Origin of the sequence: Atopobium deltae, assembly GCF_001552785.1 — a bacterium.
Taxonomy (GTDB): Bacteria; Actinomycetota; Coriobacteriia; order Coriobacteriales; family Atopobiaceae; genus Atopobium; species Atopobium deltae.
In genome coordinates, this window is record NZ_KQ959485.1 from 1 (window position 1) to 15,073 (window position 15,073).

Here is a 15,073-nt window from a genome sequence, read left to right on the forward strand (position 1 = left end):
TGGTATCTACGGTGTAGTGATCACCAGCATAGTAACTATCACTATTCTTCGGGAGCTCTTTTCCTGCCGGTGCGTCCTTACCCCAGTTGTAGACAACCTGGTACTTGGCAGCTTCTGTAAATGTCCAAGAACCTGTAATGCTTGCGTTCTTGTCACCCATGGTGCCGTTATTCGGATCGGTCCAACCGCTGAAGGTCCACGTACCCTTCTTGCCGTCCTTCTCACCTTTTACCGTGTCGTTCTTCTTGTAGGTGGTATCTACGGTGTAGTGATCACCCTTGTGGTAGCTGCCTGTATCTTTTGGAACAGCCTTTCCCTCCGGTACTTCTCCATCCCAGTTATAGGTCACTGTGTACGTAGGGAGTTCATACACAACGGCTATTTCATGGTTTTTATCGAGATTCGTAAAGGTATAGCTACTTGGATACTGAGATATATCCACTTCCGCGCCATCAACGGTTACGCTCCTCAGCTTATAACCATCGTTTGGTGCATAGTTTATGGTCTTGTTGTCGCCCTTATAAACATCGCAGCTCGGATCAATGGTTCCGTTCGTTACGGATGTAGTGATTTTTAGCTTGACCCGGCTCTTCTTCCAAATTGCTTTGACTTGCGTATCTTTGTCAACCGTAATCTCAGTGCCCGGCGCTAGTTTTTTGCCATTCACTTCCCAGGTGTCAAATTCCTGATTTTCCGGAGCGGTGAAAGCATTTGCGGAAAGCTTATACTTCATTCCCTTGTTCAGTTCCTTGCCGTCCGTGACTCCGGTACCGCCATTAGCATCATAGGTTACCTTAGCCGTTTCCAGTTTCTTACTTGCTGGATCGGATGTGAGAGGATCGCTGTCTCCCTCAAGACCGCCATTGTCTTTTGCTTTTGCCGTGATGGTGGCTCCAACTGCTAAATCTTTAATCTGCAGGGTTAAAACCCCGGTATTTGCATCAACGGTCGCACCATCCGATGTCCACGTGGTCTTACCTGTGGTAGCGTCTACGGTTCGCGTTGCGGTGACGGTTTTCTCCGCGCCCGATTCGTCCTTATACGTAATCGTGTAGGACGCCAAGTCGGTATCATCACCGGGATCTTTATAAGCCGGTGGGGCAATAGTTACTTCACCCTTATCCGTGTCTACTGCAATCGCCGGAGATTTAGGTGCGATATTTTTCACCAGATCTTTCGCAGGGAATTTAGTGACTTTGGCCCCATCGTTTAGTTTATAGGTTCCATCGGCATTTTTTTGATATACCGGATTGCCGCCATCCCAATCAACTTCCACATCATTGGGACTGATTATTGTAACGTTTCCGTCTTTATCAAACTCGATAAACGCAGGATCGTCTATAAATCCAGTTCCATCGGGGAGTTTAGATACGCCATGTACCGTATTGGCATCTCGAATAGCTTTATCGATGGCTTTTTTATCGTCATCAGTTAGTTTTTTGGGATCTCTCACGGCGACTTTTTTGGGAGTTGTTATTACCGGCTCAGACTTCGCGCAAGAACGGAATTTATGTGGCTCTTTGACAATGATACCGAACTTTTTTCCGAGTTTTAAATCATCATCATTGATTGGGAAAGTAACTGTTTTGCCGTCAACGTGTACTGCTTGAGACATCTCTCGCCATGTCGATTTGTCCACTATGCATTTTCCACCTTCACAGAAACTATTGTCCTCGTTATCCGTGAAATTGTTGACAAAATAAAATTTCGTACCTGCGGAAACCTCTTCAGCAAATGTAACGATAATCTGTCCATCTGTTACCTGGACTTTTTGTATTGTCGGAGCAGCAGATGTTTCCGTTACCGTTTTGATTTTTAGGTCCGGAGCTTCAATTTTTCCGGAGGTTGATCCATCGGTATAGGTCACTTCATAGTAGGCATGATCCGTGCCATTGATAGAAAATGTAACACTCTTAATTTTATTCGCAATTTTCGGATTGGCGTTCTTCAACAGTTCAGTAGCTTCTGCTTTCTCATCCTCATTTACTTGGTTGGAGTTCGTGTGTTCAATCCAGATTTCGCCGGAGGGCATTGTGAGCGTTGTCTGACCTGCTATTGATGGCTCAGCATTTGCAGTTACTTCTGGTGATTTGTCTTCACCTAATTGTTGATAGACAGTAACTGTATCTCCTTCTTCAACTTTTGTTCCAGCAGGTAAATCTACTTTCCAGGTCTTTCCTCTTTTAGGGGTATCGGAAAGAGTGGCTTTAACAGTGCCGTCTTTAGCCTTTAATGTTACATGGACTGTTGCTATTACAGTCTTTTTATTAACCTTAGCTTTGTGCACCTTACCGCCGGAAATGGTTGTGGCATCGCAAAAGACTTTGTTAATGGTCGGTGCCGGTATAGCAGCACCCACGGGTTGACCAACAATCTCTGGCCCGATCTCTAGACCATCACCCTGTTCCTCGTTGGATTTGATGCTTGATGGTTCTTCCTTTGCAGAAGGGACAACTTGCGTTTCAGATTGAGGTCCGTCTTGCAAGTTTTTGGCATACGTAATTGGTGCCCCTGACATAGATAAAATCATCGAGGACGCCAACGCGAGCGAGAAAAACCTAATAATATTTTTATGTTTTATCTGCTTTTTTATTATCATAATTTTTACCCATCTACGCTATGGCGTTAGATTTTCCTTTCCTTGACGTCCCCTATCAATTTGAATTGTTTACATCTTTCATTACGGGTGAATAAGTCATCCAGCTCTTGCAATTCATAATTATATTATATACTCACCACATCTCAATTGTGGCCTCAACTTTATTTTTTACCACAATAGTGCACTTGATTCTTTGCCATTTTGGCTCTTATTGACATTTGGGGCTGCGGTGGTTCTTCTGGAGCATCCAACATTGCCTTTAAACCGAAGTTTGGTATCGAAACTGTCCACGACGGCCTCCAGGTGAGCTACGGCTGTGCGTGCTCCGTCAAGAACAGGACGGTGAAGCGCTCCGACTACGGCCCAAGGACTCTTACCGAATACGAGACGCGCATTCTTGCCTTTTGTTCCGTGAGGGAAGATGGTCGCGTTGCCTGGGCTTAGAGCAAGATAGCCAGCGGGATTGTATTTCTAAACTTGTAGTAACGCCGCTGGTCAAGCTCAATTTTTATGATGTGATCCTCAGAAACGCCTCGGGCGAGAAGATAGTTGTAAAACAAATAAAACAACAAGGCCGATTTGCCGCAACGGTGAATCCAGTGATGACCTTGACTTCGCCATTCCACATGTGATGAATCAGACGATTCAAATAAAAATCGCGCTTAAGCATGGTGTTACCTCAAACTTACGACGTGTGCGTCGTTGCTTTTAGATACAGCATGAAAGTCCCCACATAAATAAGCAGTGAGATTAATGATAAAGACCGCATTGTTTATTCGTTTACGGATAGCACAATTACAATCTACGCATGTAAAGGTCATTACTCGGATAAATAATCTGACGTTAAAATTGCTCTCATGATAAAAACGAATTAGCCTAATGTAGCAAAAAATTGGTCGGGACGACTGGATTCGAACCAGCGACCTCACGGTCCCGAACCGTGCGCGCTACCAAACTGCGCCACGTCCCGACGCACAAGTTATCCTACCAGATAATGCCCCTTCGTGTGAGCCTTTGTTTGAGATATTCTTTGCGGTCCATGCATAATAAATTTTGTTGCACGCGAATGCAGACTGCACTCATGCGCGCGCAAAGCAATATCTCGGGCAGCTTCGTGCGAATCGCACAACGCAAATGAGCTGCTCCCCGACCCCGTTACCAAGCTCGCAAGCACGCCTTGTTGCCCACGCAACCAGCTCAGGCTTTGCTGTATTTCTGGCGACAAACGACATGCCACTTCACCCAAATTATTTGAGAACTGCTTGACCGCTCGGCGCAGGTCACCCGAGCGAAATGCCTCCAGTGCCTCGGCAAACGCGGCTGCCGCGGTGGGCTTCTCGTCAAACGCCGCATAAGCCGCAGGAGTAGACACTCCCACACACGCAGGTTTTATCAGCACGATGGGCGCATGTTCCAGGCTAGCGAGCGTCTGCGCAAAGCTCTCGCTGAAGCGGTTACCCGCACCATCCCAATACGAGGGCTCACCATGCAAAAAGAAAGGCACGTCAGCGCCCACGCTGCGCGCGGCTTGCATGACGCGCGGGTCGGTCTTATCGATATGCTCAAAATCGCAGAGCGCTAAAATGGTTGCCGCTGCGTCCGAAGACGAGCCGCCCAGCCCCGCCTGAAACGGGATGTGTTTTTGCACGGTAATGGCATAATTTGGCGCAAAGTCGAAGAGCTTCGCAAGTGCGATTGCCGCACGCCAGCAGGTGTTTGACACATCGATGCAGCCAACGCTCGGCTCGCATGCCAGCGTGAGCTTTGGGGCAGGCGCAACCGAAACGATATCGCAGTAATCGATGGCTGCCATGATAGAGTCGACTGGATGATAGCCCCGCTCGTCTCGGCCCCGATGGACGCCCAGATACAAGTTAACTTTTGCGGGAGCCTTGTAATGAATTGCTGTTGAATAAGATGGATTGGCCATAATGGTAGTTACGCAGTGATCGATGTGGCAATTGTGGTGGTTTTGGTGACGGGCGCGGCGGTCGCAGCGACTACAATCGCGACGCCAGCAAAAATTCCCACAGTGCTACTCTTCTATCACAAAGTCGAAGATCTTCTCGCCCGTGTCGCTATCAAACAACTCGACGGTACCCGTCAAAATATCGACGTACTGATACGACTGACGCGCCAAACGACCGCGGCGCTCCTCGACCTCGACGATAAACAGCAACGGATGAACTCCGACCAGTACGCCTGCGCGCTCGACAATACGACTGCGTCCCATATTTGCGCGTACGCGTAAGCGCTGGCCCTCGAGCTCTTCGAGTTTTTTTCGAATGTGCTCAATTCTGTTTGCAGGCGGCATTTCGTTGTCCATCAGTACCTCCTATACCAGCACGACGTACGCTTGTGTGCGGCGCTCGCATTGCTTGCGGCGTCCGCGGTGCTCACGTTGTGCTTGCGCGACACTTTCATTGCAGCACCCTCGGCGCTCGTGTTGTGCGCAGCTTTACAATAAGCCGAGAGTACATACTACCCAGCTTTACGCAAAAGCTCAACACGATTACGGATTCCACATCGTAAAAGCACCACTGAGTTCTGTCGAGAAGATCGCGAGGCTGGTACAGTCCCATTACAATAATATTGCAGCAGCGATTCAGCATTTTGCCGGGTTCTGGAGTCGGTGATCTCCTGAAGCAAAAATCCTTCCGCCCGCGTTTTGTTTTTGTTATTTTTTTCTCCTTATTATTTTTTTGCTGTGGCTTTGACCTGCGCATCTTTGCTGAACTTCTCGTTACTGAGCAGCGCGGCACATCATGCATATTGCAAAGCTGCGGCAAACTAACCATGGCATCAGGCCATGTAAGGAAGGATGAGGACATGAAAAAGTCGTCCGTTCTGTTAGCAGGAAGCTTTGCCGTCATTTTGAGCGCCTCGATGGCCGCGCCAGCTTTCGCGCATGCCGCAGGCACAGGCGCAGCTGCACCCGCAGCGCCAGCACCCAAGGTTGACAGCTCTATTAGCGAGCGCGTTAAGGCAAATAAAACCTATATCGACGAGCTCAATAAGGGCGATCAGGCTGATCCCGAAAAGCTGAAGCAGCTCAAGGCGATTGCCACGAAGCTTCAAAAGCATAACGAAGTTGGAAAAGAAAGCGCATTCAAAAAGGCTTTCGAGGCAAACAAGAAATACATTGCAGAGCTTAATAAAGGTGACAATGCCGATAAGGCCGTGTTAGCAGATGCCAAGCGTGATGCCAAGGCAGCACAAAAAACCTTTGAGGCCGTCGCTAAAAAGCAGGAGACTTTAGCCCGCGAAATAACCGAGGCTCGTAAGGCAGATTCTGCTGTTGCTCCCGCTGACGAGAAGCCCGCTCCCACCCCTGCAGCTGACGTACAGACAACAAAGAACGTTACGAAGACCGTCGCCAAAAAGACTGGTCTTCCTAAAACGGGTGATGCTTCGAGCTTCGTTGCTATCGCAGGCACCGCTTTTACTGGTCTGGCCAGCGCTGTAGCAGCGCGCGCTTTCAAGAAGAACTAGGCGCAAGGCCGCAGTAGTTAGCGCAGACAATTAGAGCTACCACCAAAAAAATCTAGCATGTGTAAGACAGCCCTCGTCTCTCGGGGGCTGTCTTTGCATGTATCAAGAACACCGATCTTCTCGGCAGATGAGATCTCCGCGCCACTACGCCAACGCCTCAGCACGCCGCCGAAGCCGCCACCGCCCCAACACAACGTAACAGCTACACAATTCAGCCTGTCACCGAAAAGCTATAAGGAAAAATTAAGCATTCGAGACAGATCCTCGAGACAGCCTTATAATGAAGCTGTAGCGCGCAAACACCAACAAACACTCGAGACGTGACACACGACGATCGCGTACGTGCTCACGCGAGGATAGGTGATTTCGATTACGATTTATTGCGTGGAAGACGACCCTTCCGTTCGTGACCTCATGGTCTACACCTTAAACCTTTCGGGGTACAAAACGCAGGGCTTCTCGAGTGCTGACACGTTTTGGCCCGCGCTCAAGGCCTCAAAGCCCGACCTTATTATTCTGGACGTGATGCTTCCCGGCGAGGACGGCCTAAGCATTTTGAAGCATCTTCGCGCCTCATCGTCCACCTCCGAGATCCCCGTCATCATGGCCACCGCCAAAGACAGCGAGTACGACACCGTCATTGGCCTTGACTTGGGCGCCGACGATTATCTGTCCAAGCCCTTTGGCATGATGGAAATGATATCGCGCGTGAAGGCGGTGTTGCGGCGCGCGCCCTCGAACAAACCCGAGCTCATTACCAATGGAATCATTAGCATCGATGAAGATAAACATATCGTTTGCGTCGAAGGCAAGCAGGTGCTGCTCACACTCAAGGAGTATCAGTTACTGCACATTTTGCTGACGCATCCAGGCCGCGTTTTTACCCGCGAAACGCTGCTTTCGCGCGTGTGGGGCATGGATTTTGCTGGCGAAACGCGCACCGTAGACGTGCATATTGGCACCTTGCGCACCAAGCTTTTACAGGCGGGAAGCCTCATCAAAACGGTGCGCGGCGTGGGATACAAAATGCGCGCGGCGGACGAGTAAGCGCACGGACGAGTGACGGGCACCCATGAACAAAAAGATTTTTAGAACGATTTGGCTGGTAGCGCTGTCAGTATTTTTGGCATCGCTCGCCTTTATTATGACGGTGTCCTACAGCTACCTGTCCTCCGAACAGCTCAAGCAGCTGCGCATTGAAGCCCGTCTTGCCGCCCAAGGTGTCGAGCGCCTCGGCAAAGATTACTTCACCAACCTCGACACCAAAGATTATCGCATCACCTGGATTTCACAGGACGGCGAGGTTTTGTTTGACGACGACGCCAATGCAAGCAAAATGCAAAATCACCGAGAGCGCCCCGAGGTTCAGCAGGCGCAGACGTCGGGCTTCGGCCAAGCCACGCGCCACTCGTTTACCCTCGATGACCAGCAGTCCTATGTAGCACTGCGCCTTACCGATAAAAGCATCATTCGCATGTCAGCCACTCAGCTTTCGTTTTTAACCCTGCTTTTGCGTTGGATACAGCCTATTTTGATCGTCGTTCTTATCGGCGTGGGCGTAAGCTTTGTGCTCGCACGACAGCTGTCCAAAAAAATTATGCAGCCCCTCAACGAACTCGATTTTTCGCGCCCCGAGCGTTACTTCGGCAAAGCCGACTACCAGGAAATTGAACCGTTACTCATGCATATGGCGCAGCAGCAGCGCCAGCTCAAAGCCAATCAAGAGCAGATCGAAAAGACTGCCCTTATCCGCCAGGAATTTACCGCGAACGCTTCCCACGAACTCAAAACGCCCCTGCACGTCATTTCGGGGTATGCGGAACTGCTCAAAAACAGGATGGTGCCTGACGAGAATATCACAGAGTTTGCCGATAAAATCTGCACCGAGGCAACCCGCATGTCCAAGCTCGCTGAAGACATTATTAATCTAAGTAAGCTCGATTCGGGAGGTGCCGAGCTGTCGCACGAGCGCTGCGATCTGTATCAAATATGCAAAAACGTGCGCGACAGTCTTGAGCCAACTGCCACAAAAGCGCAGGTTAGCCTCTATGTACATGGCGACCATGCCTTTGTGGATGGTTCGCCCGCACTTTTGCATAGCATCGTGTACAACTTGTGCGACAACGCCATTAAGTACAACCACCCAGGCGGTTCGGTGCATCTGTATCTTGAGCAGGATGCTCAAGACGCCGTGGGCGCCACTGCGTCCGCTCAGGGCACCGTGAACGCTACCAAATCGGGCGCGCTCACTACCCTACGCGTACACGACACGGGCATCGGTATTCCTCCACAAGATATCGATCGCATTTTTGAACGCTTTTATCGTGTCGATAAGAGCCGCAGTAAACAAGCGGGTGGCACGGGTCTGGGCCTTTCAATCGTCAAGCACGCGGTGCAGCTGCATAATGGCAACATCCACGTGCAGAGCTACAACGGCGTTGGCGCAGGTAGTGGTCAAGCCGAAGGTACCACCTTTACGGTCACATTCCCCGCGCAGTAGCACGCGACAGCGTCACGCGCTAGCAGCGCGCGGTGGCAGCGCGCGATGGCAGCACGCGCTAGCGGCGCGATGTGGCGGCGTGCGCCAACGCTCCGCACCCGCGCCTTAACAACACTCCATAACTTTACCTGTATTTTACAAAAGCACGGTACTGCTTCTTACATAGGCTCGATAGCCTAACAGTAAGTAGACGTGGCACACAACGTACGCGAAAACCACGCGAGCGCAACGTGACCATCGCCAAAAAAAGCACGCTATAAACCTACGGTAAAGGAGTGTTTTTGTATGAAAGCATGCCGCCTTATTAGAACAACAAGTGCCCTTATTGCAGGTATCGCTGTTACCTGCGCCCTGTTGCTTGTTGGCTGTGGAAAGCCCGCCGAGGCCCCCGCACCCAAAGAAGATGCCCCCAAGGAGCTCTCGGGTGCTGTCGCCACCAATGGTTCGACCTCGATGGAAAAGGTCATCGGCGTTTTGTCCGAACAGTTCATGGCCGATAACCCCAAGGTAAAAATCACCTACGATCCCACGGGTTCGGGCACGGGCATCGAGACCGTCAAGAACAAGACTTGCGACATCGGTCTGGCTTCTCGCGCCCTTAAGGACAACGAGACTGGTCTGACACAAACGACGGTCGCTCTCGACGGCATTGCCATTATCGTCCACAAGGATCTGGGCGTAAAAGATCTTTCTGTCGAGAAAATCGCCGACATCTTCACGGGCAAAATCAAGAACTGGAAGGAAGTCGGTGGCCCTGACCTGGCAATTTCCTGCATTGGCCGCGAAGCTGGTTCTGGTACCCGCGATGGCTTCGAAGACGTCACCAAGACTAAGAAGAAGTGCGTCTTGGAGCAGGAACTCACCTCGACTGGTGCAGTTATCTCGGCTGTTGGTAGCAACAAGCACGCTATTGGCTACGCTTCCCTTTCGGCTGTCGAGAAGCAAGAAGGCATCGCCGTCCTTACCGTTGATGGTGTTGAGTGCAGCGAGAAGACCGTCCTCGATCAGTCCTACAAGATTCAGCGTCCCTTCATGCTGATCACTCGCGAGGGCGAGAAGCTCAGCCCGCAGGCACAGGCATTCTTCGACTACGCAACCTCTGCCAAGGCTGACGATCTTATCCGCAAGGCAGGTGCCGTGCCTACTAAACACTAAACACTAAACGCGCAAGCGCGTGCGTAAAACGCAAAAACGCGAAACGCGCGAAACGCGACCTTCATCACACGTGCGACGTTGCATCCCAAACCCGCGCTACATGCAACGTCGCACCCTTTTAGTACGAACGCATAGTGCAGAAGCCAACCTGTAAAAAAGCGCACGTAGTAGCACGTGATAGACCCTCATAGAGAACAGCAGCCATTATGACAGTATCAAAATCACTATCTAAAACATCACATAACCCTGTTGAACAGGCCTTTCATGTCTTCTTTTTTCTGTTAGGCGTTTGTTCGGTAGGGTGCGTTATTTGCATAAGCATTTATTTGTTTATTGCTGGCACGCCCGCCATCACACAACTCGGTCTGCCAACGTTTTTGTTTGGCACCACCTGGGATGCCTCGCAAAATCAATTTGGCATCCTTCCCTTTATTTTGACAAGTATCTACGGTACCTCCGGTGCGCTGCTTATTGCGCTGCCGCTGGGACTATTTACCGCCGTCTTTTTAGCGAAGGCAGCTCCCGCATGGCTTGCTGGTGGTATTCGCTACTGCGTCCAACTGCTGGCGGGCATTCCGTCGGTTGTCTACGGTCTTATTGGCATGACAATCATTGTTCCTGCAACGCAACGAATGTTTAAGCTTTCGAGCGGGGCCTGCCTGTTTGCGGCCATCATTGTCCTCGCCGTTATGATTTTGCCCTACATCGTCAGTGTGGCCGAAACCGCACTGCGCGCCGTGCCACCCGAGTATGAGGAAGCATCGCTGGCACTGGGAGCAACCAAAGTCGAAACCTGGTTCAAGATAAGCCTCGTCACCGCGCGCAGTGGTGTGGTAGCTGCCATTATTCAAGCCATTGGCCGAGCCATTGGCGAAGCTATGGCCATTGTCATGGTCGCGGGAAACGTGGTGCAAATGCCACAGCTCTTCTCGTCAGTACGATTTTTAACCACGGCCATCGTATCCGAGATGTCATACGCCTCGTATGGTTCGTTGCAACATCAGGCGCTCTTCTCGATAGGACTGGTGCTGTTCTTATTTGTTCTTTTGCTAAATGGGGCTTTGCGCCTTTCGAATGAGCGGAGGTAGGTGGCATGAGAGCTGGTACACGGCGTTTTAAAGAATCGCTGTTAAAACTTGGTATTTACGGGTCGTCGGCACTTACCTGCCTTTTGTTATTGACACTGTTGGGTATTATTTTTTACAAAGGCTTTGGGGCAATTACCCTTGAGTTTTTGACCTCCCAGACGAGCTATATAGCCGATACGATCGGCATTATGCCCAACATTTTGTACACGTTTTACATCGTGTTTCTTACCATGCTCATCGCAACACCCATTGGTGTGGGAGCCGCAATCTACCTTACCGAATACGCGAATCGTCCGCGTTTGGTCAGCCTCATTACCTTCTCGGTCGAGACCTTGACGGGCATCCCCTCTATTATCTTTGGTCTTGTTGGCATGCTGTTCTTTACCCAGATTTTGGGGCTCCGTCAGGGCCTTCTTGCCGGTGGTCTTACGCTTGTCATTTTGGTGCTGCCGACCATTATTACCAACACCCGTGAAGCGCTGCTCACCGTGCCCGATGCATATCGTCACGGTGCGCTGGCGCTGGGCAGCGGTAAGTGGCACATGATCCGTACGATCATCTTGCCGCAGGCGCTCAACGGTATTTTGACAGGTTGTATTTTGGGAACGGGCCGCATTGTAGGCGAATCGGCCGCGCTGCTGTTTACCGCGGGCTTTGGCCTCAAACTGCTTTCGTTTGGTGAAGCGCTGCAATCTTCGGCGGCAACGCTGACCGTGGCGTTATACATTTACGCCAATGAGCAGGGGAAATTTGAAGTTGCTTTTGGCATTGCTGCCGTTTTGTTGCTCATCACCCTGACGCTCAACGTAATCGCGTCCGTCTTTACCAACCGCCTTAAAGAAAAGAGCTCATCATGACAAGCGCCTTACAAACCGCCCCGGCGCCAGTTGCGCCAGTTGCGCCCGCGCCCACACCCGCGCCTGCGCTCGTTGCGCCCGCGCCCGCACCCGCGCGCAACATCGCACCAGCACCAGCACCCTCACGCAACATCGCCCTCGATACGCAAACCCTGACCTCACGAGGATTACAAACCATGACCCAAACGCTTACCCAATCTACATTGCAAACGGTGGTTAACACCCTACAAAAAGCTGGCGAGAAGACCAGCGAGACCGCAACGCAGACTATCGCGAACAGCGCAACACAAACCACCGCGTCGACGGCGCAAACCATCGTCGAGACCAAGAACTTGTCGCTATGGTACAACGATTTTCAAGCGCTCTACGACGTTAACATGCAGATAAAAGAGCACGAAATCACCGCCCTTATCGGCCCGTCGGGTTGTGGTAAGTCCACCTACTTAAAGACGCTTAACCGCATGAACGACCTTGTGCTTGGTTGCAAAATCGCGGGGTCGGTCCTGATTGGCGGGCACAACATTTATGCCGACAATATCGATGTAACCGAGCTGCGCACGCGCGTGGGCATGGTGTTTCAGAAGCCAAATCCCTTCCCCATGAGTGTGTACGACAACATTGCGTATGGGCCGCGCCTACATGGCACCAAAAAGCGCAGCGAACTCGACGAAATTGTCGAAACCGCCCTGCGTCAGGCCGCTATTTGGGACGAGGTAAAGGACGACCTCAAGAAGTCCGCGCTGGGACTTTCGGGAGGTCAGCAGCAGCGTCTGTGCATTGCGCGCGCCCTTGCTGTGAAGCCCGAGATCTTGCTGATGGATGAGCCCACAAGCGCCCTTGACCCCATCTCGACCGCCAAGATCGAGGAGCTCGCGCTCGAACTCAAAGAGCACTATTCCATCGTGATCGTGACGCACAACATGCAACAGGCGAAGCGTATTTCGGATGCGACGGCGTTTTTCCTGCTTGGAAAACTCATCGAATGCAACAATACCGAGAAACTCTTCTCGGATCCAAGTGACTCGCGCACCTTCGATTACATTACGGGGCGCTTCGGCTAAGTGCTCGCGTGGCGTATGGCTCGCCACGCGTTAAGCGCTCGCGTGGCGTATGGCTCGCGGCTCAGCGCTGGTTAAGCGCACGTAACGCAGCACTCGTTAAGCACGCCGCCCTTCTCAAAAACCGCTACAATAGCTTCAAGCTCTGGCTAGCACGCACGACGTCAGGCTTGAAGCTTTTTGTATGTAGCACGTGCCAGCGCCCCGCATGCACCAGCATACCCAGCAGCACACGCCAAGCACATACAACACTATGTATCAAACGCACGGAGGACCTCATGAATCAGATTCGCGTACATAAGGTTATGCACAATCTTGCACAAAAGGGGCTCTCGCAGCTCTTCGTGTGCGATCCTTTGGCCATCAAATGGCTCAGCGGCTACTACACCCTGCCGCTCGAGCGCTTTTTGGGCCTGCTACTCACCAGCGAAAACGAACCTGTCATGTTTTGCAACCGCCTCTTCCCCGATCCTGGTGCTGCCTGCGACAACGTCGTGTGGTTTGACGATACCGATAACCCCGTCGAGCTCGTGGCCCAACACTGCCAGCACGATCGCACGCTCGGCATCGATCGCAAGCTCGAGGCGCGCTGGTTGTTGCCGCTCATGAACAGCAACGCTGCGAGCGATTATGTCCTTGCTTCCGATGTCGTTGACCAGGCGCGCTCCATCAAAGACGAGACAGAGCTTGCCGCCCTACGCAAAAGTTCGCAGATCAATGACCTTGCCATGGACTGGCTCAAAACCCAGATTCAGCCAGGCGTGACCGAGATGAGTATCGCCGAGCGCCTGCTGGCCAAATATCGAGAACTGGGAGCTGACGGCTACTCCTTTGATCCTATTGTCGCCTTTGGCGCCAACGCCGCCGATCCTCACCACGAAACCGACAACACCGTGCTCGAGGAGGGCCAGGTCGTCCTGTTTGATATTGGCTGCGTCGTGGATGACTATTGCTCGGACATGACCCGCAGCTTCTGGTTTGCTGGCGAGAAGACCATCGAGCCCGACGAGCTTACCCGCGAGGTATACGAGACAGTACGCCGCGCACAGCAAGCTGCAGAAGCGCTGGTAAAACCTGGTGTTTTGTTCTCCGAAATTGACGCGTGCGCGCGTGATATTATCACCGAGAAGGGCTACGGTGAGTACTTCACCCACCGTCTGGGCCACCAAATCGGCCTCGAATGCCACGAGCCAGGCGATGTTTCGGGCTCGCATCACGAAGGCGTTCAGGTCGGACAGGTATTCTCGATTGAGCCAGGCATTTATATTCCCGGCAAAGTTGGTGTACGCATCGAAGACCTCGTCATCGTCACGCCTGATGGTTGTGAAGTTATTAATTCCTATCCTAAGGAGCTTACGGTCGTACGTTAACGAACTACTGCGCACACAGCGACAGCGCGTCTTCGTCAGCCACAATCACGCAATTGGTATGAAGCTGCAAAATTGAGGCGGGGACCTGTGGTGTTACGGGACCGAAGCACATCTTATACACCGCCTCGGCTTTTGCCGTCCCCGATGCAATGACCAAAATCGAACGTGCCATCATAATGGTTTGCACACCCATGGTGTAGGCCTGGCGAGGCACGTCGTCGATGTTCTTAAACAGACGAGAATTTGCCGCGATAGTTGACTGCGTCAGATTAACGCAATGCGTCGTTTTCGAAAACGCATCATCCGGCTCATTAAAACCAATGTGGCCGTTGTTGCCAATGCCCAACAACTGCAAGTCACAAAAACCTGCTTCCTCGATCATGTCGTCATAGGTAGCGCAGGCCTCTTCACTGTTAGGATTCGCGCCATCGGGCACATGCACGTTGTTCTGGCTAATGTTGATGTGATTGAAAAACGTTGTATCCATGAAGTAGTGGTAACTATGCGGATCGTCATGCTCTAAGCCGCGGTACTCGTCAAGGTTATAGCTGCGTACCTGCGAAAAGTCGATATCGCTCTTTTTGTACCACTCGATAAGCTGCTTGTAAGCACCAAGGGGCGTGGTCCCAGTAGCAAGACCGAGCACTGAATCGGGCTTGAGTATCACCTGTGCAGAAATAATATTGGCCGCTTTACGACTCATATCCTGATAGTCTTTAGCCGGAATAATTTTCATGACCTACTCCTCAAAATGGTACTCAAGCGTTGGTGCGCGTCAGCGGATGCTTCCCGTAGGCTCGCGCTCGCACACCAGCTTTGCTCGCGCACGCGAGCACGTCTACGACCGCTCGCGCTTAGATGACCTGCTCATAATGCATCCCTATTATAGGCATAAACTGCCAAGAATACAGCACAAGCTCGCGACAATTGCTTACAGCGCAGCAATTTACTCGA

13 protein-coding genes and 1 tRNA gene are annotated in these 15,073 nt (G+C 51.6%); 9 read left to right on the forward strand and 5 right to left on the reverse strand.

The genetic code is table 11. The features are described from left to right. The coding region (locus HMPREF3192_RS01015; RefSeq protein WP_231723322.1) for an SHIRT domain-containing protein at positions 1-2,530 on the reverse strand (2,530 nt) is incomplete at its 3' end. A 270-nt stretch (positions 2,531-2,800) separates the two neighbouring features. On the opposite strand from HMPREF3192_RS01015, the gene HMPREF3192_RS06710 reads away from it, so the two are divergent. Further along, positions 2,801-3,043: a hypothetical protein gene (locus HMPREF3192_RS06710; RefSeq protein ID WP_156422811.1), complete on the forward strand. Its 243-nt coding sequence runs from the start codon at positions 2,801-2,803 to the stop codon at positions 3,041-3,043. 449 nt (positions 3,044-3,492) lie between these two features. On the opposite strand, the gene HMPREF3192_RS01020 is transcribed toward HMPREF3192_RS06710, so the two are convergent. From HMPREF3192_RS01020 to HMPREF3192_RS01030, 3 genes are all read right to left on the reverse strand, one after another. Beyond that, positions 3,493-3,569: transfer RNA gene (locus tag HMPREF3192_RS01020), tRNA-Pro, on the reverse strand. A gap of 9 nt (positions 3,570-3,578) precedes the next feature. Further along, a complete protein-coding gene (locus HMPREF3192_RS01025) occupies positions 3,579-4,529 on the reverse strand; it encodes a 4-(cytidine 5'-diphospho)-2-C-methyl-D-erythritol kinase (RefSeq protein WP_082715524.1) in 951 nt (316 codons plus the stop codon). Positions 4,530-4,634: 105 nt separating this feature from the next. Beyond that, entirely contained in the window at positions 4,635-4,925 is a 291-nt protein-coding gene (locus HMPREF3192_RS01030) for a Veg family protein (RefSeq protein ID WP_066304610.1), read from the reverse strand. Between the two features lie 503 nt (positions 4,926-5,428). Here HMPREF3192_RS01030 and HMPREF3192_RS01035 point away from each other — a divergent pair. The 8 genes from HMPREF3192_RS01035 (at position 5,429) to HMPREF3192_RS01070 (ending at position 14,119) form a co-directional block, all read left to right on the forward strand. Beyond that, on the forward strand, positions 5,429-6,091 hold the full coding sequence (locus tag HMPREF3192_RS01035) for an LPXTG cell wall anchor domain-containing protein (protein ID WP_197414524.1): 663 nt from the start codon (positions 5,429-5,431) through the stop codon (positions 6,089-6,091). A 360-nt stretch (positions 6,092-6,451) separates the two neighbouring features. Then, positions 6,452-7,138 carry a winged helix-turn-helix domain-containing protein gene (locus HMPREF3192_RS01040; protein ID WP_231723323.1) on the forward strand — a complete coding sequence of 229 codons (687 nt, stop codon included), beginning with the start codon at positions 6,452-6,454 and terminating at the stop codon, positions 7,136-7,138. Between the two features lie 25 nt (positions 7,139-7,163). Beyond that, complete coding sequence (locus tag HMPREF3192_RS01045; protein WP_066304613.1) at positions 7,164-8,591, forward strand: sensor histidine kinase; 1,428 nt, start codon at positions 7,164-7,166, stop codon at positions 8,589-8,591. 285 nt (positions 8,592-8,876) lie between these two features. Next, entirely contained in the window at positions 8,877-9,746 is an 870-nt protein-coding gene (locus tag HMPREF3192_RS01050) for a phosphate ABC transporter substrate-binding protein (RefSeq protein WP_066304617.1), read from the forward strand. 206 nt (positions 9,747-9,952) lie between these two features. After that, positions 9,953-10,834, forward strand: a complete 882-nt coding sequence (gene pstC, locus HMPREF3192_RS01055; RefSeq protein WP_066304618.1) for a phosphate ABC transporter permease subunit PstC — start codon at positions 9,953-9,955, stop codon at positions 10,832-10,834. A 5-nt stretch (positions 10,835-10,839) separates the two neighbouring features. After that, positions 10,840-11,691, forward strand: coding sequence for a phosphate ABC transporter permease PstA (gene pstA / locus HMPREF3192_RS01060; RefSeq protein ID WP_066304619.1), 852 nt, complete (start codon positions 10,840-10,842; stop codon positions 11,689-11,691). A 176-nt stretch (positions 11,692-11,867) separates the two neighbouring features. Then, a complete protein-coding gene (gene pstB, locus HMPREF3192_RS01065) occupies positions 11,868-12,752 on the forward strand; it encodes a phosphate ABC transporter ATP-binding protein PstB (RefSeq protein WP_197414530.1) in 885 nt (294 codons plus the stop codon). Between the two features lie 275 nt (positions 12,753-13,027). Next, on the forward strand, positions 13,028-14,119 hold the full coding sequence (locus tag HMPREF3192_RS01070) for a M24 family metallopeptidase (protein WP_066304678.1): 1,092 nt from the start codon (positions 13,028-13,030) through the stop codon (positions 14,117-14,119). 4 nt (positions 14,120-14,123) lie between these two features. On the opposite strand, the gene nagB is transcribed toward HMPREF3192_RS01070, so the two are convergent. Next, on the reverse strand, positions 14,124-14,855 hold the full coding sequence (gene nagB, locus HMPREF3192_RS01075) for a glucosamine-6-phosphate deaminase (protein ID WP_066304621.1): 732 nt from the start codon (positions 14,853-14,855) through the stop codon (positions 14,124-14,126). Between the last annotated feature and the right edge of the window lie 218 nt (positions 14,856-15,073).